At 66.1% G+C, this 21,234-nt stretch carries 25 protein-coding genes and 1 tRNA gene; 9 read left to right on the top strand and 17 right to left on the bottom strand.

Translation table 11 applies throughout. The features are described from left to right. Nucleotides 1–12 precede the first annotated feature (12 nt). The 4 genes from rplT to H5399_RS14490 form a co-directional block, all read right to left on the bottom strand. The gene (rplT, locus tag H5399_RS14505; protein ID WP_182783874.1) at nucleotides 13–378 is read right to left on the bottom strand and encodes a 50S ribosomal protein L20; all 366 of its coding nucleotides are present in this window, start codon (nucleotides 376–378) and stop codon (nucleotides 13–15) included. A 78-nt stretch (nucleotides 379–456) separates the two neighbouring features. Then, a complete protein-coding gene (rpmI, locus tag H5399_RS14500) occupies nucleotides 457–663 on the bottom strand; it encodes a 50S ribosomal protein L35 (RefSeq protein WP_182783872.1) in 207 nt (68 codons plus the stop codon). 33 nt (nucleotides 664–696) lie between these two features. Continuing rightward, on the bottom strand, nucleotides 697–1,410 hold the full coding sequence (gene infC, locus H5399_RS14495) for a translation initiation factor IF-3 (protein ID WP_370585785.1): 714 nt from the start codon (nucleotides 1,408–1,410) through the stop codon (nucleotides 697–699). A gap of 192 nt (nucleotides 1,411–1,602) precedes the next feature. Then, nucleotides 1,603–2,094 carry an SseB family protein gene (locus tag H5399_RS14490; RefSeq protein WP_182783868.1) on the bottom strand — a complete coding sequence of 164 codons (492 nt, stop codon included), beginning with the start codon at nucleotides 2,092–2,094 and terminating at the stop codon, nucleotides 1,603–1,605. A 54-nt stretch (nucleotides 2,095–2,148) separates the two neighbouring features. On the opposite strand from H5399_RS14490, the gene H5399_RS14485 reads away from it, so the two are divergent. Beyond that, complete coding sequence (locus H5399_RS14485; RefSeq protein ID WP_182783866.1) at nucleotides 2,149–2,622, top strand: hypothetical protein; 474 nt, start codon at nucleotides 2,149–2,151, stop codon at nucleotides 2,620–2,622. Between the two features lies 1 nt (nucleotide 2,623). On the opposite strand, the gene H5399_RS18640 is transcribed toward H5399_RS14485, so the two are convergent. From H5399_RS18640 to H5399_RS14450, 7 genes are read right to left on the bottom strand one after another with little or no spacing between them, the layout of a single operon-like run. After that, a complete protein-coding gene (locus tag H5399_RS18640) occupies nucleotides 2,624–3,139 on the bottom strand; it encodes a PH domain-containing protein (RefSeq protein WP_182783864.1) in 516 nt (171 codons plus the stop codon). Continuing rightward, nucleotides 3,136–3,996 (bottom strand): ATP phosphoribosyltransferase, encoded by an 861-nt coding sequence (gene hisG, locus H5399_RS14475; RefSeq protein WP_182783862.1) that lies wholly within the window; start codon nucleotides 3,994–3,996, stop codon nucleotides 3,136–3,138. The genes H5399_RS18640 and hisG overlap by 4 nt, the downstream gene beginning before the upstream one ends. A 13-nt stretch (nucleotides 3,997–4,009) precedes the next feature. Further along, entirely contained in the window at nucleotides 4,010–4,273 is a 264-nt protein-coding gene (locus tag H5399_RS14470) for a phosphoribosyl-ATP diphosphatase (protein ID WP_182783860.1), read from the bottom strand. A 17-nt stretch (nucleotides 4,274–4,290) separates the two neighbouring features. Beyond that, nucleotides 4,291–5,541 carry a cysteine--1-D-myo-inosityl 2-amino-2-deoxy-alpha-D-glucopyranoside ligase gene (gene mshC, locus H5399_RS14465; RefSeq protein ID WP_182784028.1) on the bottom strand — a complete coding sequence of 417 codons (1,251 nt, stop codon included), beginning with the start codon at nucleotides 5,539–5,541 and terminating at the stop codon, nucleotides 4,291–4,293. 29 nt (nucleotides 5,542–5,570) lie between these two features. Further along, on the bottom strand, nucleotides 5,571–6,308 hold the full coding sequence (locus H5399_RS14460; RefSeq protein ID WP_182783857.1) for an SCO1664 family protein: 738 nt from the start codon (nucleotides 6,306–6,308) through the stop codon (nucleotides 5,571–5,573). Continuing rightward, nucleotides 6,305–6,823, bottom strand: coding sequence for a DUF3090 domain-containing protein (locus H5399_RS14455; protein ID WP_182783855.1), 519 nt, complete (start codon nucleotides 6,821–6,823; stop codon nucleotides 6,305–6,307). Before H5399_RS14455 ends, H5399_RS14460 begins: the two co-directional genes overlap by 4 nt. A gap of 10 nt (nucleotides 6,824–6,833) precedes the next feature. Next, entirely contained in the window at nucleotides 6,834–7,502 is a 669-nt protein-coding gene (locus H5399_RS14450) for an MSMEG_4193 family putative phosphomutase (protein WP_182783853.1), read from the bottom strand. 74 nt (nucleotides 7,503–7,576) lie between these two features. On the opposite strand from H5399_RS14450, the gene H5399_RS14445 reads away from it, so the two are divergent. Together H5399_RS14445 and H5399_RS14440 are read left to right on the top strand one after the other, a co-directional pair. Beyond that, nucleotides 7,577–8,401 carry an undecaprenyl-diphosphate phosphatase gene (locus H5399_RS14445; protein ID WP_182783851.1) on the top strand — a complete coding sequence of 275 codons (825 nt, stop codon included), beginning with the start codon at nucleotides 7,577–7,579 and terminating at the stop codon, nucleotides 8,399–8,401. An 11-nt stretch (nucleotides 8,402–8,412) separates the two neighbouring features. Further along, nucleotides 8,413–9,375: an aldo/keto reductase gene (locus tag H5399_RS14440; RefSeq protein ID WP_182783850.1), complete on the top strand. Its 963-nt coding sequence runs from the start codon at nucleotides 8,413–8,415 to the stop codon at nucleotides 9,373–9,375. A 7-nt stretch (nucleotides 9,376–9,382) separates the two neighbouring features. On the opposite strand, the gene H5399_RS14435 is transcribed toward H5399_RS14440, so the two are convergent. Next, complete coding sequence (locus H5399_RS14435) at nucleotides 9,383–9,757, bottom strand: DUF3224 domain-containing protein (RefSeq protein WP_182783848.1); 375 nt, start codon at nucleotides 9,755–9,757, stop codon at nucleotides 9,383–9,385. A gap of 98 nt (nucleotides 9,758–9,855) precedes the next feature. Here H5399_RS14435 and H5399_RS14430 point away from each other — a divergent pair. The 4 genes from H5399_RS14430 to H5399_RS14415 all read left to right on the top strand — a co-directional run bounded on the left by H5399_RS14430 (nucleotide 9,856) and on the right by H5399_RS14415 (nucleotide 14,655). Continuing rightward, a tRNA-Leu gene (locus H5399_RS14430) sits at nucleotides 9,856–9,940 on the top strand. Between the two features lie 224 nt (nucleotides 9,941–10,164). Then, nucleotides 10,165–11,316 (top strand): site-specific integrase, encoded by a 1,152-nt coding sequence (locus H5399_RS14425; RefSeq protein ID WP_182783846.1) that lies wholly within the window; start codon nucleotides 10,165–10,167, stop codon nucleotides 11,314–11,316. A 446-nt stretch (nucleotides 11,317–11,762) separates the two neighbouring features. After that, a complete protein-coding gene (locus H5399_RS14420) occupies nucleotides 11,763–13,586 on the top strand; it encodes a hypothetical protein (protein WP_182783844.1) in 1,824 nt (607 codons plus the stop codon). Further along, the gene (locus tag H5399_RS14415) at nucleotides 13,567–14,655 is read left to right on the top strand and encodes a hypothetical protein (protein ID WP_182783842.1); all 1,089 of its coding nucleotides are present in this window, start codon (nucleotides 13,567–13,569) and stop codon (nucleotides 14,653–14,655) included. The genes H5399_RS14420 and H5399_RS14415 overlap by 20 nt, the downstream gene beginning before the upstream one ends. Before the next feature lie 583 nt (nucleotides 14,656–15,238). On the opposite strand, the gene H5399_RS14410 is transcribed toward H5399_RS14415, so the two are convergent. The 3 genes from H5399_RS14410 to H5399_RS18635 all read right to left on the bottom strand — a co-directional run bounded on the left by H5399_RS14410 (nucleotide 15,239) and on the right by H5399_RS18635 (nucleotide 16,551). After that, nucleotides 15,239–15,856 (bottom strand): hypothetical protein, encoded by a 618-nt coding sequence (locus H5399_RS14410; RefSeq protein ID WP_182783840.1) that lies wholly within the window; start codon nucleotides 15,854–15,856, stop codon nucleotides 15,239–15,241. Between the two features lie 236 nt (nucleotides 15,857–16,092). After that, nucleotides 16,093–16,344 (bottom strand): hypothetical protein, encoded by a 252-nt coding sequence (locus H5399_RS14405; protein ID WP_182783838.1) that lies wholly within the window; start codon nucleotides 16,342–16,344, stop codon nucleotides 16,093–16,095. A gap of 21 nt (nucleotides 16,345–16,365) precedes the next feature. Then, nucleotides 16,366–16,551: an ImmA/IrrE family metallo-endopeptidase gene (locus tag H5399_RS18635; RefSeq protein WP_370585796.1), complete on the bottom strand. Its 186-nt coding sequence runs from the start codon at nucleotides 16,549–16,551 to the stop codon at nucleotides 16,366–16,368. Between H5399_RS18635 and H5399_RS18215 the strand changes: the two genes are divergently transcribed. Next, on the top strand, nucleotides 16,489–16,935 hold the full coding sequence (locus H5399_RS18215) for a hypothetical protein (RefSeq protein WP_255422338.1): 447 nt from the start codon (nucleotides 16,489–16,491) through the stop codon (nucleotides 16,933–16,935). The genes H5399_RS18635 and H5399_RS18215 overlap by 63 nt on opposite strands. A gap of 422 nt (nucleotides 16,936–17,357) precedes the next feature. Continuing rightward, on the top strand, nucleotides 17,358–18,029 hold the full coding sequence (locus H5399_RS14395) for a hypothetical protein (RefSeq protein WP_182783834.1): 672 nt from the start codon (nucleotides 17,358–17,360) through the stop codon (nucleotides 18,027–18,029). A gap of 191 nt (nucleotides 18,030–18,220) precedes the next feature. On the opposite strand, the gene H5399_RS17655 is transcribed toward H5399_RS14395, so the two are convergent. Both H5399_RS17655 and H5399_RS14385 read right to left on the bottom strand, forming a co-directional pair. After that, nucleotides 18,221–19,405 carry a hypothetical protein gene (locus tag H5399_RS17655; protein WP_220491029.1) on the bottom strand — a complete coding sequence of 395 codons (1,185 nt, stop codon included), beginning with the start codon at nucleotides 19,403–19,405 and terminating at the stop codon, nucleotides 18,221–18,223. Continuing rightward, on the bottom strand, nucleotides 19,402–21,231 hold the full coding sequence (locus tag H5399_RS14385) for a sigma-70 family RNA polymerase sigma factor (RefSeq protein WP_182783832.1): 1,830 nt from the start codon (nucleotides 21,229–21,231) through the stop codon (nucleotides 19,402–19,404). The genes H5399_RS17655 and H5399_RS14385 overlap by 4 nt, the downstream gene beginning before the upstream one ends. Nucleotides 21,232–21,234: the final 3 nt, after the last annotated feature.

Below are 21,234 nucleotides of genomic sequence, written 5' to 3'. Positions count from 1 at the left end.
ACTGAGGAGTTCTCAGGCTGCTGCGGGCTGGTGATCCTTGGCGACCGCGACCAGGGCGTTGAACGTGGCGGTGTCGTTGACGGCCAGCTCGGCCAGGATCTTGCGATCCACCTCGACACCAGCGTTCTTCAGGCCGTTGATGAAGCGGTTGTAGGTCATGCCCTCCGCGCGGACGGCGGCGTTGATGCGCTGGATCCACAGGCGGCGGAAGTCGCCCTTCTTGGCGCGACGATCGCGGTAGGCGTAGGTGGCCGAGTGCAGGAGCTGCTCCTTGGCCTTGCGGTACAGGCGCGAGCGCTGACCGCGGTAGCCGGAGGCCTGCTCGAGAATTTCACGACGCTTCTTATGCGCGTTCACAGAACGCTTCACGCGTGCCATGGGGGATCTCCTTGGATGTGGTCGGCAGCGCCGACGAATGGTCTAGGTGGGAGGTGGCGGTGGCGCCGGGGGAATCGCTCAGCGACCCTTGTGCTTGCCGAGGAGCTTGCGCATCTTCTTGGCGTCAGGAGCCGAGACCACCTCGACGCCGGCCAAGCGGCGGGTGCGGGTGGATGACTTGTGCTCGTTGAGGTGGCCGAGGTTGGCCTGACGGCGCAGCAGCTTGCCCGTCCCCGTCGTCTTGAACCGCTTCTTCGCGCCGGAGTGCGACTTCATCTTCGGCATGGTTGGCTCGCTTTCTTCTTCTGTTCGATCTCGTCAGAGATCGATGTCTGGGTCCATGTTGTCTGCCGGGCCGCGATGCTTCTTCGGCGAGGGAGACGCCTGGGCGCGCAGCTCTGCCTCCATCTTGCGTTCCTGCTCGGCATGCTCGAGGCGCTCGGCGATGCGACGGTCGCGATCTGCGGCCTGCTCCACCTTGGCTTCTGTCTTCTTCTTCGTGGGGCCGAGCACCATCAGCATGTTGCGACCGTCCTGCTTGGCGGAAGACTCCACGTAGCCGTACTCGGCCACATCAGCGGCGAGCCGCTTCAGGAGATCCATTCCGAGCTCGGGGCGGGACTGCTCGCGCCCCCGGAACATGATGGTGATCTTGACCTTGTCTCCGGCCTTGAGGAACCGGACGACGTGGCCCTTCTTCGTCTCGTAGTCGTGCGAATCGATCTTGAGCCGGAGCTTCATCTCCTTGGTGCTCACGTTCGACTGGTTCCGTCGGGCGTCGCGTTCCTTCTGCGCAGCCTCGAACTTGAACTTGCCGTAGTCCATCAGCTTGGCAACGGGCGGACGGGCCATCGGCGCCACTTCGACAAGATCCAGATCGTTCTCCGCCGCCAGACGCAAGGCGTCCTCGACGCGCACGATGCCTACCTGCTCGCCTTTGGGGCCGACGAGCCGGACTTCGGGTACTCGGATGCGATCATTGATCCGCGGTTCAGTGCTGATGGGTCCTCCAGTGAGAGATGGTGTGGGCACCGACGAAAAAGACCTCCGCGCATGCGGAGGCCACAACGCCGACGCACGGTCCACGACCGTTCGCCTGGGGCGACCCGGCCACCAGGGCAGCTCGGGTGGGAGTGACGACTCCACTTTTGCGCGGCAGCATAGGCCGCCGGATAACTCGCAGCAGTCTACGCCGCGGCCCCGAGAAACTCCAAAAGCACCCGGTCAGGCGGTTCTGGCCCAGGCGAAGTCCCCGTTATCGAGCTCCACAAGCGCGTTTCCGTCGGCCAGCGAGGCCAGCGTGTCGCCCTCGATCACGAATGGGACTGGCCCCGCCGCATCCAGCAGCAGCCGGGTGGCCCCCGCGGGGATCACCGTCGCGGCCAGCTCGTCGAGCAGGCAGAGCACCGGGCGGGCCTCGTTGTTCCAAGCGCGCAGGGAGTCGTAGCCGGTGAAGGCGACCAGGTAGGTGCCCGAGTCGTCGGTGAGCGTCACGGCCGCCATTTCGGCATGGCGGTCCGGATCCGGATGGTCGGTCTCATCCCCCGTCGCGATCACCGGGAGCAGCAGCCGGCTGGCGCACAGGGCAACGAGGGCGCGAGCGTAGCCTGCCTGTTCCGTGGCACGCTCGATGGCGGATCGCACGACGGGGTCGGGCGCGCCGTCGTCGCCCGCAAAGCGGGCGCTGGGCTGCGCCAGGGATCTCAGCTCAGGCATGGTCCGAGCCTATCGCCCAAGACGCAAACAGGGCCGTGTGCCAGACTGGTGGGCATGCAACTGTCGCTGCTCCTCACCATCGGGTTGACCATCGTGATCCTCGCCATCGCCGCGGGCGTGACGGCGCGCTCACGCCGAGCGCGCCCCGCAGTGATGGGCCTCGGTTGGGCGCTCCTGCCGGTCGGTCTCTACCTGACAGGCCTGACCCAGGTGATCGTTGACGGCATCCGCGCGTTCATCGACTGGCTGATGGGCACGCCCTGGACTGTGATGACCAGCTGGGGCCTGGGCCTGTTCGTCGGCGGCGTGCTGTTGATCGTGATCGCGGCGTTCCTGCCGCGGACACGCAAGCCCGCTGCCCCGTCGGCGCCCCAGCAGCCGGCCGCGCAGGGCAAGCGCCCGCAGGTGGCCTCCCCCGCCCCGGCCGCCAAGCCGGCCGCGCAGGCGTCCAAGCCCGCGGCTCAGAAGGGCGTGGACCCCGAGGACGCTGAGATCGAGGCCCTGCTGCGCAAGCGCGGCATCATGTGACTCAGGCCGGATCCGGTGGGGAGCCGAGGTCGTCGAGGAGGCTGGGGTCCACGTCGCGGCTGGTGGCCCCGTGGTCCACGAGCCAACGGCGAAGCTCCACCACCTTGCGCTGGGCGGCCTCGCCCTCGAGGAACTGGATGGCCAGGACCGGGCGGCGGCGGATCTCGTGCCCGCCCTTGATCAGCAGCGACGACCAGGCGTCCCCCGGGCGCAACCGGACGCCGGCCACCTCGTCGATCCGGTAGCGACGCAGGAACAACCCGTTGCGGACGGTCACCCCGTCCTCGTTGGCCCAGAGCCTCGAGTAGCCGATGGACAGCATGAGGCCCACCATGAGCAGCACGAAGAAGAGCAGGGTGCCGGCCTGCGGCCAGGTGACCCGGTCCCGGATCTCCTTGCCCAGCGCCCACCACCCGAACAGGGCTGAGGACATCAGGATGACCGACAGCACCACGCCGGTCATCAACGCCGGGGGGCTGGTGTAGGACAACCGCTCCGGAAGCGGCCGCTCGGTCACAGGCGACACGCCGCGAGCTCGGTCAGCAGGATGCCGCGGGCCCCCGCCTCGTAGAGGCGATCCATGAGCAGGTGTGCCCCTTCACGCGGGACGAGCACCCGCACGGCGCACCAGCCGTCCTTGGCAAGCGCGGACACGGTGGGTCCCTCGACGCCCGGCGCCAGTGCGGTGGTGGCGGCCAGATCCTCCTGCGCCACGTTGTAGTCCATCATCAGGTAGTTCTGCGCGACGAGCACGGACGTGAGGCGCGTCTCGAGGCCGGCCACGCCGGGGGGCAGTTCCCCTCCGGCCCGGCGGATGAGAACGGCCTCAGAGGTGCAGATCGAGTCGCCGAAGAGCTCGAGGCCGGCGCGCTTCAGCGTGGTGCCGGTGTCCACCACGTCAGCCACCACATCCGCGACGCCGAGCCGGATCGCCGACTCCACGGCACCGTCGAGCTTGACCATCTCGGCCTGGATGCCCAGTTCGTCGAGGTAGACCTGCAGCAGGCCAGGATAGGAGGTGGCCACCCGCTTGCCGTGGACGTCCGTGACCGTCATCGAGGAGCCCCCGAGCGCCGCGAACCGGAAGCGGGAGCCGCCGAAGCCCAGCGACATCATCTCGGTGGCGGCGGCCGCCGAATCCAGCAGCATGTCGCGGCCGGTGATGCCGACATCGAGGTCCCCGCGGCCGATGTAGACGGCAATGTCGCGGGGACGCAGGTAGTAGAACTCGACGCCGTGGTCCGCATCGATGAGGGTGAGGTCCTTGGCGTCGGTGCGCTGGCGGTAGCCGGCGGCACGCAACATGGCGGCGGCCGGCTCGGCGAGCGCGCCCTTGTTGGGGACGGCGATGCGGAGGAGGCGGTCTGTGCTCACGGGGGTGCCTTCGTCAGAGGTAGCGGTAGATGTCGTCGAGGTCCAGATCGAGCGCCAGCATCAGCACCTGAAGGTGGTAGAGCAGTTGGCTGATCTCTTCGGCGGCCTGTTCCTTCGACTCGTACTCGGCGGCCATCCATACCTCAGCGGCCTCCTCGACGATCTTCTTGCCGATGCCGTGGACCCCGGCCTCCAGCCGGGCCACCGTCCCCGACCCCTCGGGCCTGGTGCGCGCGGTCTCGGTCAGCTGCTCGAAGAGTTGGTCGAAGGACTTCACGACGCGCAGCCTACCGCCTACAACCGGATGCCCAGGAGGGCGTCGATGGCGGTGGTCATCTGGCCGATCGCCTCGGTGTCATCGCCCTCCACCGCGAGGCTGGCGGCCACCCATGTGTCCACCGCGCTGAGCGCCGCGGGGGTGTCCAGGTCCGAGCGGAGTGCGATGCGCATCGCGTCGATGGTCTCCTGGGCCGGCAGGGCGGCGGCGTTGTTGAGGACCCCGCGCCACCTCTCCAGGCGGGAGGTGGCCGAATCCAGCTGGTCGCGGGTCCAGTCCCAGTCCGTGCGGTAGTGGTGGTCGAGCAGCGCGAGGCGGATGGCCATCGGGTCCGCTCCGCCGTGGCGCAGCCGGCTGACCAGTTCGAGGTTGCCCTTCGACTTGCTCATCTTCTCTCCGTGGAGGCCCACCATGCCGGAGTGCACGAACGCCTCGGCCATCGGTTCCCGGGAGGCGGTGATCGACTCGGCCGCACACATCTCGTGATGAGGGAACACGAGGTCTGAGCCGCCGCCCTGCACGTCGAAGGCGGGGCCGAGAAAGCGCAGCGCGATGGCGGTGCACTCGATGTGCCATCCTGGGCGCCCCGCTCCCAACGATGAGGTCCAGCTGGGCTCGTCGGGCCGCGCGAAGCGCCAGACGAGACAATCCAGGGGGTGTCGCTTCCCGGTGCGGTCGGGGTCTCCCCCGTTGTCCCGGAACACCTCGATCATGCTGGCCTCGTCGAGGTGGCTGACTCCTCCGAAGCCCTCAGCGGCCACTGTGTTGAAGTACCAGTCGGGGTGTTCGGGGTCCTCGACCTGATAGACCAGCCCGCTCGGCAGCAGCTGCTCGATCAGCTCGATCACGCACGAGATGGACTCCACCGCACCGATGTAGTTGCCCGGGGGGACGACGCGGAGGTCCTCCATGTCGCTGCGGAACAGCTCGATCTGGTCCTCCGCCAGTTCCTCCCATTCCTGCCCGGTGGCGGCGGCGCGCTCGAGCAGCGGATCGTCGACGTCGGTCACGTTCTGCGTGTAGTCGACGGCGAGCCCCAGGTCGCGCCAGACGCGGTTGACCATGTCGAACGCCACGTAGGTGTTCGCGTGCCCCAGGTGGGTGGCGTCGTAGGGTGTGATGCCGCAGACATACATCCGGGCGGTGCCCCCAGCAGGCCCCACCGGCACAAGCTGCCGGGTGGCGGTGTCATACAGGCTGAGCGACTCGGGGACGGTGCCCTCGGACTTCGGGAGACTGGGGACGGCGACGGGGGCCCACGCATACATGGCGCCCAACTTACCGCCTTGGTTGAGTGCTAAAGCGGTGGCCAGGGGATGCCCGGCCAGCGCCCACCGGGCACCGGCATGCTGCCCGAGGCCAGCAGCGCCTCGGCCCGTGCGACGAGCGCCCCCCACTCCTCGTCGGCCAACCCGGGCGCGAGGGGGCCGGTCACGGCCGCGGCCCTGGCCACCAGATCGAGTTCCTCCGGGCTGAGCGGATCCCCCGCCCATCCCCAGATGACGGTGCGGAGCTTCCCCTCCACATGGAGACTCACCCCGTGGTCCACACCGGCCAGCGAGCCGCCGCGGTCGATGAGGTGGCTCGCCTTCCTGTCGGCGTTGTTGAGGAGCGCGTCGAAGAGGGCCACCGCCCTCAGCCTGGGGTCGTCGCGGTGGGCCAGGACAACGGGCTGGTCGTCCTCGGTGACGGCGCTGAGGATGGGCAGCCACGCCTCGGTCAGCTCTTCGGGGCGGAGAAGGTCGATCAGATCGGTCGCCCCGCCCTCCACCCATTGCTGCGCGGATCCCTCCCCGAGGGGACCGTCGACCCAGACGGTCAGGGGGATCAGGTCGACAGCGAGCTCGCGCGCCAAGGAGTAGGCGGCCACCTCGCGGCGGCCGAGCGTGCCCGTCGGGAAGTCCCACAACGGGGCCTCCCCCGCGACAGGTTTGTACACCCAGCGGGTGTCCTGCCCGTCCACGGCCAGGAACGTGGCGTTGGAGGCGTCGACGAGCCGCCCCACAAGGCGCAGGTCACCCACCGGCCCGGTCATGTGAAGAGGGGTCCCCGATAACCGTTGGAGCGGGGGCAGATGTGGCCCTCGGGGTCCACGGGTTGGCCGCAGGCCGGGCAGGCAGGACGTCCTGAGGCCACGACCAGCTCGGCCCGCGAGGCGAACTCCCGGGCCATGGAGGGGGTGAGAAGCACCTGCAGCAGCGAACTCTCGCCGGACTCGTCGGCCTCTTCGGAGAACAACTCCAGCACCAGCCTGCCGCGCTCCTGGTCCCAGGCAAGGCCGATCGCGGCCGCACGGAAGGCCACCGTCACGGGAGCATCTAGCGGGCCCATGTCCGCCGAGCCGCTCGCCTCGGGGACGTCGTGGCCCAGCTCGGCCAGCCTGTCGAGCACCTCGCCCACCCGCACGCCCAGGAGCCTCGCCTGCTGCTTCTCGAGCGCGACGGCCGCGAGGCGGCTGCCCTGCGCCACCTGGATGAGGAACAGTCGGTTGCCCGGCTGCCCGATGGTGCCCACGACGCAGCGATCCGGTCTGTCGAACTCCATCAGCATGACGCCCAGCCTAGCCGCGGTGCGCTGGAGGGGGGTCGACGTCGCCGCCACCGACGACGGGGGCCGCGTGCATGGCCAGGAGCCCTGCGAGACTTCCGCCGGCGTTGACACAGAGGACGGTGGGTCTGTGCGCCAGGTACTCCACGACGCTGACCCCGGCGGGACCCACGTGCACCCGCTGGAAGTCGTCGAGCCGCATGCCGAACGCGTGGGCAAGGATGGCCTTGATGGGGTCCCCATGGGAGAACACGACGACCGTGTCGCCATCCGGGTGGCGCTTCGCCAGCTCGGCCACGGCCTCGGTGGTCCGAGCGAACATCTCCATCATCGACTCACCACCCGGGAACGACACCGCCGACGGTGTGGCCTGGATGTCCGCCCACAGCATCTCGTCCTTCAGCGCCGCGAGCTTCGCGCCGGTCCATACCCCGTAGTCGCACTCGCTCACGCCGTCGAGGACGGTCGCATCGGGGAAACCCGCCAGCGCGGCCGTCTCGCGGCAGCGCTGGATGGGTGAGGTGTAGGCCGCCGCGATCCGGGCCTCGGACAGGAGCTCCCCGAGGGCGCGCGCCTGGCCGCGACCCACCTCGTCGAGGGAAACCCCGGGCATCCGGCCCGCCAGCACCCCGTCCGCGTTGGCCGTGGATCGTGCGTGCCGGATGAGGACAACCTTCGTCATGGGCGCCAGCGTAGTCGGCGGTGGGAGCCGCCCCGACGGTACAGTGGCGCCGTCGTTGACGAAGGGACTGTGCCGTGGAGTGGTTCGAGGCGATCGTATTGGGCATCGTGCAGGGCCTGACAGAGTTCCTGCCCATCTCCTCCAGCGCCCACGTGTCGATCGTCGGTCAGCTGCTGTTCGACGGCCGAGACCCAGGGGCCGCGTTCACGGCTGTCACCCAGCTCGGCACCGAGACAGCAGTGCTGGTCTACTTCCGCCACGACATCTGGCGGATCATCAAGGCCTGGGTCGGCAGCCTGCGCGGCACCGTCGAGAGATCGGACCCCGACGCCCGCATGGGCTGGATGGTCATCCTCGGTTCGGTCCCGATCGTCGTCCTCGGGCTGCTCTTCCAGGACGCCATCGACACCTCCCTCCGCAACCTGTGGATCACGGTGGCGATGCTGGCCGGGGTGGCAATCTTCCTGGCCGTCGCCGACACGATGGGGGCCCAGAACACCCGCGAGCTGCGGCAGCTGACCTGGCGTGACGGGGTGCTGTTCGGTCTCTTCCAGGCCGCGGCACTGATCCCTGGGGTGTCGCGATCGGGCGCCACGATCTCCGGTGGCCTCTTCATGGGCTACACGCGTGAGGCCGCGACCCGATACGCCTTCCTCCTGGCCATTCCGGCGGTGTTCGGCTCGGGCCTCTACAAGCTCAAGGACATCGGAGCGGACCAGACCACGGCCTGGGGCCCGACCATCGCAGCCACGGTGCTGGCGTTCTTTATCGGGTACGCCGTCATCGCCTGGCTGCTGCGCTACATCTCGACGCACAATTTCCGCATCTTCGTGCTCTACCGCCTCATGCTGGCCGCAGTGGTCGCGGTGCTGATCCTCACCGGCGTCCTCTCCGCGTAGGGTCTGGCCTCATGCAGCTCAGACCACTCGGCGCCTCAGGCCTCCACGTCTCCCGCCTCGGGCTCGGCACCATGGCCTGGGGCAGGGACGTGGAGTGGCCCGCGGCCCGTGACCTGCTGGCGGACTTCGTCGACGGCGGCGGCAATCTCGTCGACACCGCGCCGGCATACGGCGCCGGGGTGGCCGAGAAGATGATCGGCAAGGCACTGGCCGCGGGCCTGTCGCGCGATTCCCTGGTGATCGCCACCAAGGCCGGTTTCGTCATTCGCGACGGTCGGCGCATCATCGACACCTCGCGAGGCGCGCTGCTGAGCGACCTCGAGCAGTCACTGCGACGGCTCCAGACCGATCACGTGGATCTCTGGCAGGTGCACGCCTGGGGGGAGGCGCCTCTTGACGAGACGCTGTCTGCCCTGGATTCCGCCGTGAGCCGGGGCATGGCGCGCTACGTCGGGGTGTCCAACTTCGTGGGCTGGCAATCGGCGACCGCGGCCACCTGGCAGGAGGCGGATCGGGCGCGCACGCCGATCTCGAGCGTCCAGGTGGAGTATTCGCTGCTGGCCCGGCGAGCCGAGGTGGAGGTGGTGGGCGCGGCCGAGCACCACAGGATGGGTGTGCTGGCCTGGTCCGCACTCGGCCGCGGCACGCTCACGGGGAAGTATCGCGGCGGACGGCTTCCGCGCGACTCACGGGCGGCGTCGGACCACTTCGGGTGGTTCCTCGAGCCGTATCTCCAGCCACGCTCGGCGGCCATCGTCGACGCAGTCGCCCACGCCGCGCAGGGGCTCGGCCTCACCGCCACCCAGGTTGCGCTGCTGTGGGTACGCGACGCCCCCCAGGTGGCCTCGGCCCTTGTCGGGCCCCGCACGACGGATCAATTGGCGGAACTGTTGGACGCCGAGGACAAGGTGCTGGTTGCGCCGATCGTGTCAGCCCTCGACGACATCTCGGGTGGGCCGAACGCCTACCGCTGAGGCCCGCTCAGACGAGGTCGAAGGCGACATGGTGCACGCCCTCGGCGTCGATCTCCAAGGTGAGGATGCCGACAGCGCCGGCCAAGTCCCCGGTGCCGGACCCGGGCACCAATTCGTAGCGCACCTGCTGGTCCCCGTCGCGCATCGAACCGAACTGCTGGAAGGCTACGCTTCCGGTGCGCCCGCCTATGCGTCCCTCGAACACTTCCAGCGCCACGTAGCCGGCCGTGCCGTCCGCAGGGTTGCCGGCCGACAACATGATTCCCCTGCTGGCGCCCTCGGCCTCGCCGGTCCAGACCTTGGCGAACTCGAAGCGTCGCGTTCCGGGTAGCAGACCTTCCTCCGGCGTGATCTCGATCTCGAACGTTGCGTTGACGATCATGGTGGCGCCCTCCTCTCCCCCAGCCTAGGCGGATTTGTGCAACCACGGCGAGCGCCTGCTAGAGTTCCTTGTCGCTCCCCCTTGGGGGATCACCACTCGTCCGGGTGGCGGAATAGGTAGACGCGCTAGCTTGAGGTGCTAGTGCCCGTAAAGGGCGTGGAGGTTCAAGTCCTCTCTCGGACACAAAGATGTATGGTCGTCTGACTACATCAAATCCCCTCTGACAAGGACTTCGGTCCTTGTCAGAGGTGGACTCTCATGGACACTGGTGGTCATGAGTGGGTGTTCATTCCCCACATATTCCCCACGACACGAGCTGCGTGGGGAACACGTACCCCCTGACGGCCTCCCCCTGTCCACCAGACGCACCCGTCGACCGTTACGAAGCGCGACGGGGGGTGCGCTCCATGGGTAGCCGACGGGTCAAGGCCAAGCGTGGCTTCGGCGAGATCTCGGTGCTTCCGAGCGGGCGGTTCAGGGCTCGCTACACCGGCCCTGACACCCGACGGCACAGCGCACCGGTCACATTCGTCGCGAGGATCGACGCCGAGGGTTGGCTAGTCGAACAGGAGCGGCTGATCAGCCGCGGAGAGTGGAGACCACCTGCTCGTCAGGTTCGCGAGGCTCCTCTGCTGCTGGGCGCGTACGCGGCCACGGTGGTGGGGCGTCGACGGCTTCGGCCGGCGACGGTCGCGCTGTACGAGAAGCTGCTTCGATTGGCCATCTTGCCAACGTGGGCCGGCAGGTCGCTCGGCGACGTCACGCCGACTGAGGTGGCCGCCTGGTACGCCGGGATGAATCACACTCCGACCCAACAGGCGAACGCCTACGGACTGCTCAAGTCCATCTTCAAGGAAGCGGTCGAGGATGGGCTCCTTGATGACAACCCTTGCCGGGTGAAGGCAGGTGGGCAGAAGCAGCGGGCGCGCGAGATCGAGGTGCCCACTGTCGACCAGCTCAACCGCTACCTGGCCGCAGTGCCAGAGGCGCGGCGAGGGCCACTGCTCCTGGCCGGATGGTGCGGGCTACGTTCCGGCGAAGTGCGTGGACTCCGGGTCCGCGACCTCGACCTGGACGCCGGAGTGGTCCACGTCCGCCAGGCCGTCGTGCGGCTCAAGGGGCAATTGCTCATCGGTCCACCCAAGACAAACGCCGGCATCAGGTCGGTGGCCATTCCTCCCCACCTGCTTCCCGCCCTCAGGGTGTGGGCTGAGAAGCGGCCCACACGCAAGCGGGATGAGTTGCTGTTCCCCGCCGGCGACGGCCACTCTCCACTCAACGACAGCGTCCTGCGCGAAGCGCACGACAAGGGCAAAGCGGCAATCGACATGCCAGGACTCACGATCCACGGCCTGCGCCACACGAGCGCGACGCTGGCCGCGCAACTCGGAGCGACCCTCGCTGAACTCCAAGCCCGCATCGGGCACAGCACACCCGACATGGCCATGCGCTACCAACACGTGGCGGCTGAACGGGACGCTCAGCTCGCCGCCCGCATGTCAGCATTCGCGACCGGCGGAAGTCTGAGACCTCACGCCGAGCCCGTGGTCCGGCGCTAGCTCTGTGAGCCTTCGGGCTCCCGCTCCGGCCGGGGCCTCACGGCCGACATGCCCAACGCGACCCTTCTCCCGGAGCCCGGCGCTACCCCAGCCTGCCTGCGTTCGGCGCCCTGTCAGGGTGAATGGCTCGCCGGTGCTGGAACGAACCTTCCGTTGGGCCTGAGCCGAAAGTGTGCCTTGGCGCTTGCCAGCGGCTCTACGGTCAACCACACGCCCCCCTACGCGCGGCAGCACCCTTGGTGTCCCCCAACTGGCAGCCAGAGACGTTGAAGCGCCTCGCAGCCCACTACAGTACGAACAACAGCTCGCCAGAACCTTGACCGACCGAATCAACCAGCTGGCCAGTAGACAGGATCGAACTCCACGCTGACACTGCCAGTTGGCCGACAGTGGCCATCTACACCAAACTGGCGCCGCACCGTTGAGCCGAGCGTTTGGATGAAATCGTGGTTGCACTGAAGGCCTGTAAAGTCCATTGTCCAGACTGCCTCCGGGACATCAGCAAAGCAGGCTTTCAGTTCGCCGGAGTGCATGCCATCAACTCCGTGGGTCGGCACGCTCTCAATGCGGCGACATCATTCATGAATGTTAAGCAAAGGGCAGGACTGCCCGTCGAGCTCGTGCTCGTCACCAAGGTGAAGGATCCCCAACTACTCGCAGGCGCATTGGCGCACACTGACTACAAGTGGCTTCAACTCCACGCACCGTGGAGTGTCACTGAACTCACCGAACTGAGGGCACGCATCAACGTCGACGTGCGCCTCATCACTCTGTTCGATCCGGAAACCATGCAGCAAGACCCTGAAGAGCTCCTCGAAGTTGCGGACATGCTGATCGTCGATCACGAGGCGGGAGGCACTGGCTCGCAGGTGGACAAACGCTACTTGCATGAGCTCCGCGAGCGCGGGGTCATGGGTCGCGTCTTCCTCGCGGGCGGGATCACGCCAACCAACGTGGGAGACCTCGTCGACACCTACGCTCCTTACGGAGTCGACGCGCAGTCCGGCCTATTGGGCCCCGACGGCGCCCAGGATTTCCGACGCCTCGTTAATCTCGCTCGGGCGGCCGCTGGCACGCTTCGCCTCCCGCGGGTGGAGGCGGGCGACCTGCCACTCGAGCGCTATGGCTCTGGCGTTTGGGCCGCCCTGACGCCTCGAATCGCCACTAGCGAGGACCTCGTGGCAAAGGTCAATCTCATTGAAGCGCTTGAATCGCGATCCCCGTACAAGCTGGCGAATGCTCCCTTCTGGCCGCGCGTAGAGACTTCCCTAAACCAACTCTCGAGGTTGAGCAGCGAGATCGAAGACCACTGGCTCACGGCAGCACTCGTGCTCTTCGCAAACGTCAGGTATCTCGAACAGGAGATGCTCGTGGACGCATGGCGAGGTCTCTACTTGCAGATGCTGCAGCACATGACCGAATCCGCCTCGATCAGCCCCCTAACATACATACATCTCTTCGAGAATGACCCCAGTGGGCTGACTGGCATGTTCTGCCATGTGAATCACCTAGAAGGTCGACTCGACACCCAGACTCTCAGCAGGATCGAGGGAACTGACCGCCTGGCCGACCTGCTTCTTGGAGTCTTCAACCCGCAAACGGCCGAGATCTATGCCCCACCACTGCGGTCCCTGTTCCAGAAGTCCGAGTGGGTTCTCTTGGTTGACAAGACGCTGAGCGGCCATTCGCTGCGCGGCGACGTAGCACGACTTATGACGGCGGCGGAGATTGCCGCCCGGCACGGCCACAAGCGACCGCGAATATGGGTCCTAGCTCAAGTGGCGACCGAGCAGGCAATCTTGAGCGTCGCAGACCTGCTTGAGGACTACAACGGCGAGATAGAACTGAGGGCCGCCATGCGACTGACCAACTCCCATAGCCTAAGCGCGCCGGGTTCCTCCCTGATCCAAACCAACGAGGTCAGAGACAATGCCCGTCGCCTGTGCGTATGGTTTGGCGAGCACGTAATCGCCCGTGATCCGAGCCTCGAGCGAATGAGAGCACGGAGTGGTGACAATCTCGAATTTGGATATCGCAACTGCGGGCTCACATTAGTTGACCACGAGAACTGTCCAACCGACTCGCTCCCTATTCTCTGGTACGGTTCTGAAGGTGCGCCCTATACTGGCCCCTATCCCAGGGTGCACTCCCGGGTAGGTGGTCAAAGCGTAGAATTGTCTCAAGACAAATGGGAAACTATCGCACGTGTCAGCGCCGACCAAGTCTCGCCCCTACTCACCTACAGGCGGAATGATGATCCGCGAAATTGACAACGAACAGCTTCGCGAATGCATGGTGGGGACTGATCCGGTCCTAGTCGTGATCGCCCCGAACTTCGAGGAACGCTCTCGTGGGTTCGTAGACCACGTCCTTGCCCTGCGCGCGCGCATTTCTGACGAAGGTTTACCGCTCCGGCCACTGCGGTGGCTTGTACTGATCTTTCAGGGCGACAATCCCAACTTCCTTGATGGCGTCAAAGGACACAATGCCCGAAAGGCGATTACTGAACTCTACGCTGAGGGCTTTGAACCCGCGGTGCGCTTCAAGGCCCTTCCTTACCCCATCACTGGGCCGAGGTTGGTCAGCGAGATTCGAGACGAGCTTCGAGATCTGGAACGAGTCGAGTCCGCGATCATCGATTTCAGCGCGATCCCTCGAAACGTACTCTATCGCCTGATCGAATCCATCACCCAAGGCCAATTTGAGCCTCATATTGACGCCCACACTTCGATTCACTTGGCGTACTGCTGGGCAACAAGCTACCCTGACGTGCGAAATCTCGAGCTCATCGGAGAGATCCGTGGGCAGTCCAGTCAACTTCCACTTGCCCAGTTCGTCGCTGGCGCAGACTACTGCGACTTGACAGTGCTGGCGGCGGGCTCAGTCCACGATGCATACGGTGCGGTCACAGGTGTTCGCGACTTGGCGCGAAGCGCGGTTGTGAATCTCACCACCATCTACTTCATGAACCCCTGGAACCTAGATGAGTCGTGGAAGCAACTGCGGAATCACCATGGATTGCTTCGGGAAGCAAGCAACGGCTGGCAGATCGAATACTGCTTCGGCACCAACCACTTCGTGGACATTATCGAACGCCGCCTGGTGCGAGCACTGGTCGAGTCAGAAAAGGGTCGAAAGGTGGCATTTGCAGCGGCCCACTTCGGGCCGAAGCCAATGGTTGTGGCCACGCAAATGATACTCGATCGCTTCGTCGCTCGCCAAACAGGGACCCGCCGTCTGCGCGCAGACATGTTTAATGGCATGGGGACGCAATATCTATCGGTCTACTCACTAGGAGTGGGTCGGTTATCGCTCTTCTCACTTGATGGCGCGGAATAGCCTGATTGTATCCGCTTTGAGTCGTGGATATCTGGCGGACATCTGTGCGGAACTGGATGAAAGGCAAGCCGCGGCTAGGGCGCTGCCAGCCCATGCGCCTTGCTCTTGAGCCACTCCATACAAGCGTGCGCCGCGTCGCCTGAGTCCCGATGATTCCAAGTCGCGTCGAACAGATCGAGCTCACCGGCCGCTCCGCCTGATCGCCGGAATCCGCCGATGGGGAGACCCGCCGCGTGAGCTTGGCGCGCCTCGCTACTTGCCCTGCCTCCGGGCGTTCCACCAATTAGTAGGACCGCACCGGGCACTTCCTTCAACAACGTACCCAGAAACGCCACCGGCTCGGTGAAGCGAAGTGATCCATGGATGGTGATGGCGCGAGCGGGCGAATCCAACGCGGCTGTGTGGCGATATGAGTTGCAGAGGTCGACGAGCAAATCGCTCTCTCCCGTCACGACGTTCATCTCGGCGGACGCGAGCAGAGGCCCGAGCCGGACCGCGAGTCGCTTCGCGTAATCACGCTCAACTTCAGTGAGCGCATCGGCTCGCCCATAGGATCCTAGGATCCATACTGAATATGGCGCCATCACGCTGGGTCCGTCAGTCGTAGGAGACTGGACTGGTGGAACTCACGGGCGCACCGCACGTCATCGATTTGAAACTCAAGCATCAAATCATTCTCCAGATTTCGCAACGTCAGGTCTTTCGAATAGCCGTCGGTTACAATCGGTGGCCTGAGTTCGCAAAGCACGTGCGATGAGTTGCCTGGCTCTATCGAAGCCATGGACTCGCTAATCTTCACTGCGGGGATCGACACGCGAACATTATGGAGTGGGTAGTCGCCAGGCGGATTGCTGATCCAGATTCCAATTTGGCGAATAGCTTGTTCATCATAATCCGTCGGACGGATCTTCAAGGTCACGTTCGCGGCATGAACGGTTAGCTTGCTCGTTTCACGCTGCTTAGTGGTTGTTCTAAGCTGCTCGTCTCGACGAAGGGTAGCGGCCGCGTAGATGACTGCCCCCACTGTGCCAAGCCCACCAACCCAGGTTCCCACCGCCGCGATCGCATCCACACTCGCTTGGCACTGCACAGCGGCCGCTGCGCAGGTAGCAAAGCTGCCGGCCCACCATCCAAGTGCTCCTCCGGCGGCAAACCCGCCAATCGCGAAGGAGGCATTCGCCGCGTCGAGCCATCTAGCCATGCGTGTAGTCTGCCCGATCTGGAGTTCAATCGACTCTGACGTCTGCCCGTCGGTCAAGGCAGCAGAGGATCGCGGGCGACGCCCCTCGAACGATGACGCTGACCATCCACTGGGCTGGGCGTGAGTTCGCGCGTGCCTGCTGTGTCGTGGAGGCAGTGCAGCCATGTCGGCGGAAGCTCGTATGGCAAGTCTCGGCGCTGCCGGGCTCCTTGAGTCGAGGCTATGGCGCTGCGCGGTCAGAGGGGCAGTGTCGGGTTCGACGACGGTGCGCTTGGGATGGCCTGATACGAATGGGGTGCCGGCTTGGCGGGGACCATTTCCCAGCGCGTGGGGTCGGTCTGAACTCGAATGTCACCATCGAGGGCGTCGAGGGCGGCCTCGATGATCGATGTCGCTGGCTGCGTCGACTGAAGGATTAGGTCGGCGGCGCCGATGACTCGTTGGCATGTGCTGCGAAGGATTTCGGCGAGGTCGCGTTGTTCGGTCACGGCGTTGAGGGGCCCAGCCAGCTACGTAGTTAAACGTGTACTGGCAAGGCCGTGGGCGCTAGTCACCATGTACGCGACCGACTCGGCCTCGACCTCGAGGATCCCGCGACAGTCGCGGCTTGCTTGGTCTTGGTGGAGGAGCACGTGTCCGGCTTCGTGGGCGAGGGTCTTGACGGCCTGGGCGTCGGCGACATTGTCGCGGACCATTACGAGTCGGCCACCAAAGTCGGTGTAGCCGTTGGGGCCGCCAAGTTCAGCGCCGCGCCGCACGTCGAATCCTCGTTCCTCGAGGAGGCCCTGGAGGCGTTCCCACAGCCCTGCTGGGGCTTGGCCGGGGAGGAGGACAACCTCGCCGATCTTGGGGTCGGGCAACGGCGGTCCGTCGGTCTGCCGGACGTCGAACACAGTGACGGGCTTGGTTGCGACCACCTGGGTTCGGCACATGACTCGCCCCTGGTCGTCGCGCACCGGGCGGCCGGCATCGTCGAGTCGGGGTTCGCGGAGGGTGATCGGGGCGAGGACCTTGATGCCGGTCTCTCCGCGGCGCACCTGGCGCCCATCGGTGGGTGGCTTCGGGATCCTGAAGCATGATCAGCAGGGAGTTCCCAAACGAGTAACGATGGAACTGGCTGGAGAACTTCAGCCACGCCTGCTTCATCGCTGACGTCACCAAGGTGGCCGACCCCAGCGATTTGGCGAACCTTGAGTACATTCCGACGCAGGTCATCGCCGAACACCTGCGCTTCGACCTCCCAGCCGACGGCATCTGCAGGCGCTCGACCAAAGACCGAGATGTCACCGTGTGCGTGTTGTTCCTTCCAAACGCCTCGATGTCCGACGCAGGCGCCGCCACTCCCGACTCGCGACTGGAGCTTGACCCTGCGTCGGTGAGGCACTTACTCGCTCCTCTCTAGTGAGGCTGGGCGGAACCATTGGCCCCGCTCGCTTTGAGCCGCGTTCCGGGTCTTCGGCCATTCGCTGCATCGAGCGACGCGGCGGAAGGAGGCTGGAACATGGGTCACGAAGCGGGCATGGCCGGCCCAACCCGTGTTATTGCCGAGCGGCGTGCAAGCATGGCACCACTGAAGCCCCCGGCACATCGCATCGCCGCCCAAACCAAGGAGAAACTGATGCCCGAGATCCAGATCGACCTGTCGGGTGATGGCCACATGTGGATCCACGTCGACGGCAAAACCGTAGGCAGCGACTACGACCTCCGACGGATCCTCCAGCGCGTCGGACGACTCGACCTCCTGGACGCCGCACACACCGAACTCGAAAGCCAGCAGCGGCGATGGGTGGCCATTCGCCAGGCGGTCCCCGTCAATGAGTACGACGCGATCTGCGATCTCTACGCCATCAATGCGGACTATGCGGAGCGACTCATCGAGTACACGCGAGCGCGCGGGTACGTGGTTCACCACAACCAGAACCGCAAGTGCTTCCGGCTGCTTGTCGACCCGCGCCACCGCAGGAACAGCAACCAGCACCACTGCGACACCGGTGACGGGGACCATGCCGTCCTGCTCCGACGGAAGGACGACCGTGGCTGGGCCATCCTCAGCCAGCCATACGACCAAGCTGGTGAACCCGCGCCCTATGGGAATGGCACCATTGCTCACCTGAGGGAGGGCGAACTGTTGCCCGAGGGACGCACGCTCACCCCAGCGCGGAACGTCCGCTAGCTACGGCGGCTAAGGATCCCCCGGGTCGTCCGCAAATGGCCGTTGATCGGTGTTTAGTGACCCCTGGCGATCACTTGGGAGGTGTCGTCGCGGCCGGTGGGTGCGGTGGGGATGAGCCCCCTGACGACGAGTCGAGCGGGTCCTCTCTGAGCCCGGCATCCGGGACGTCGGCAGGTGACGTCGCGACTCACTCAGCCGCGCGAGACGCGAGGTGCGCTCGCTCTTCTTCGGTGAACCAAGACCCCGGGGTCCAGTTTGGGATTCCACTTAGGCAGTCGAAGCGCGAGGCGCGCCCATGCCGCGCGGGCGAGCAGAGGATCCGGCGTCTGGCTCAGCAGGGAAGTGTCGAAGTCGGCGAGCCTGCATAGTGCCATGAGCAGGTAGCCGCGGTCCCAGCCCGTATGCCGCCAGAGCGCCTTGTTGGCTGATTGAACGAGCAGGTGGTACGCCCCATCGGGGTCATCACCCGGGAGCGGTTCCGCTTCGTCAGCCTCGAGCACGAGTTGACTACGGACGAGCCATGCCAGCTGAACCCGGTGAGCGGGCGAGCCCAGATCGATCCACTGCCAGAAGTGCTCCTCCGCCTCCTCCAGTACCTGGGCCGCTTCGATGAGCCGGCCCTGGAGGTAGAGCGCGCGTGTGAGTAGCTCGTAGCCCGCGATGGCCAGACGACCACCATCGAAGGGCAGGAGCACGCGACGCGCTATCTCTTCGAGCAGGCGGGGGTCATCGAGCGCCGCTAGTCGTCGCAAGTCCTCCGCGTCGGCGGGTCGAGGCCAAGACTCGTCTTGGGCTGTCGTGAGCCCGTCAAGGAGCTCGATGAGTGCCGCTTCGTGCTCTGCGGGACTCATGACTGCCGCAAAATTGTCCCCAGTGTTCACATCGGGCACCGAACAGGTCTCGAGGATGTCGATGAACGACTGCGGGAGTCGAACGTTCGAAGGAGGGCTGGCAAAGAGCGGCGCAACCTCCTGAGGTGTGTGCCCCGCAATCCCGCATCCGACCTCGGTGACGAGGAAGGTGAGCCCGGGATGGGCCTGAGCGAACAGCAAGAAACTGCGCGCGCGTTCACGCAGCACGTCGATACCGCTCATCGAGTCAATGGCGTAACTCTGTCCGCGGAGCCCATGGCCTTCGCCGTCGACCGCTCCGAATTGATTGAGTGCGAATCGGGCTGCCCCGCCACGGTGACGCCCCCTGGCGTTCGATCCGAAGACGAATACTTCGTCCGGGGCGAGCTGAGTGATCTTTCGTGGACTGGCGCGCACACACCCGAGCATATAGCTGACAGGGATTGCCTCGGTTCCGCGCCTAACGGCCGTTTCCACTTGGGCGTTCTTGGCTTTCAACAGGACGGGTGTCGCCGACTCGCTCACCTGTAGGGACCTCGGCCTGGTCTCGGGCTAAGCGCTGGTCGGAAGGTCTCTTCGAACGAGCGCTGCGAGCGTTCCAGCACCGGATCGGTCCCCGCGTCGAAGGGCACCCAGCCGCGGTCGTCCACGTGTGAGGCGAGGTCGTCCCTGATGTGCTCACGCGCTTCCTTGATGCGTCGGTGGGCGGTGCTCTCGGAGTACCCGAGGTCCTCGGCGATCTCCCTGAGCGGGTGTCCTTGCATCGACGCCATCAGCGGCTCCCGCAGTGACGTCGGTAGCTGCCCGAGAGCCTGCGTGATGGCAGCGACGGCGTGCCGATCTTCAACGACCTCGCCCGGGTCGGGCGTCCGGCTGGCCGGCTCCCGCCCTTCGAGTGGCAAGGTGGCGGGCCGGGGGGCGGATGTGCGCTTGCGGACCACGCCGGAGTCGTCGACGCCGCGCAGGCGGGCGTGTTTCAGCGTCATCCAGGCGTAGCTTGCCCAACCCTCAGGACTGGTCCGCTGGGGGTCGAATCGGTAGGCCGCGCCCATCAGTTCAACGAACATCTGGCCGCGAGTGTCCGCGGCATTGGGGATTCTTCTCGTCTGGGCGTACACCATCGGGATGACCGAGCCGACCAAGTCGGTCACGGCCTGCCTCCCCTCGGCGACCAACTGCGGCCAACGCGATGAGTCCACTCCCCGGAGGATCTCGGGCGGGTTCGCCGGATCGCCGATCGCAGCGGCCACCCCGAGGTCGCGGGCCCGGCATAGCGCCAGGATGGAAGCGCCGTCCAGGACGGTCCCCGGGGTGATCGTCGGTTCCATGGGTGCGATCCCTGCCGAGGCTCGGGGTTCCGGCGGAGCTGCGGCCTTGGGCTCCACCTGTGCGGGCGGCGTTGGGGCGTCCGACAGGTCGATGTCGCGGAGCATCCTGGGGTTGGTGAGGTACTCCAATGCGAGTCGGCTGATCCGCGCAGCAGCAGGATGGGCGGACGGCTCGCCGGTGAGGTTGGCGACCAGAACCGCCTGGCCGAGGCCCGACCGCAGCATAACGTCGAGACGGACGTGGAGAGGCTCGGTGGGCTCGGGGCGTCCGGTCAGTTGCCGCACGGCGGTGCCGACCTGGAGCATAACTGCTTGGTCGACGCGGGTGGCGCCGAGGCGTCGGCCGTCGATCTGACTCAGCGTGCTCTGGTGTGCGCGGGCAAGGTCGCGGATGTTGCCGAGGAGGGCGTCAGCGTACGGGCCTGGCAGCGCCCCGTCCTTCCTGGCTTCGTCCACCAGAGCGTGGGTGTCGCGCAGGATCGCCAGGTGCCCGAGCGCCACGCTGCGGCGCACGATCGGGGCGTTCTGAACGGGCTGCACGGCTGCGAGCGCGTCCTGCCAGGTAGCCAGGCCGACGCCGACGGCCGATCGGCGCGTTGGGGCGTGGATCGCGCCGTCGAGTGCGGTCTCGCCGGCGAGCAGCCATGCCCCCGCCTGCTCGTCCGGCGTCCGGACGCGCACCCAGTGCACGAGTTCGTAGGCGACGTGGTTGAGCGTCGCCGCGTCGCGCTGCCGGTCGAAGTCGGGGCGCGACGCCATGTCCTGGCCGACGTCGGCGAGCGCCGCGATCACAGCGCCCAGCGACGGCGCCAGGATCGGTTTCACGTCAGCAGTTCGCGCAGCGCCTGTCGTTGCGGTGGCCAACAGCGCGAGGGGGTCGGCTGTGGAGATCGGGCCGAGAGCTCGTCGGATCGTCACCAGGCTGGACACGGTCCGGGTCCAGTCCGCCATCAGATCCAGCGTGAGGGTCGGCTCGACGTCCCACTCGAGGCGGGCGAGTTCCCGCCGGACGGCCTGCCACATGGG

Source organism: Tessaracoccus sp. MC1627, from assembly GCF_014164725.1.
In the GTDB taxonomy this organism is placed as follows: Bacteria; Actinomycetota; Actinomycetes; order Propionibacteriales; family Propionibacteriaceae; genus Arachnia.
The sequence above is the reverse complement of the archived record's forward strand: the minus strand, read 5'-3'. Positions and strand labels throughout refer to the sequence as shown.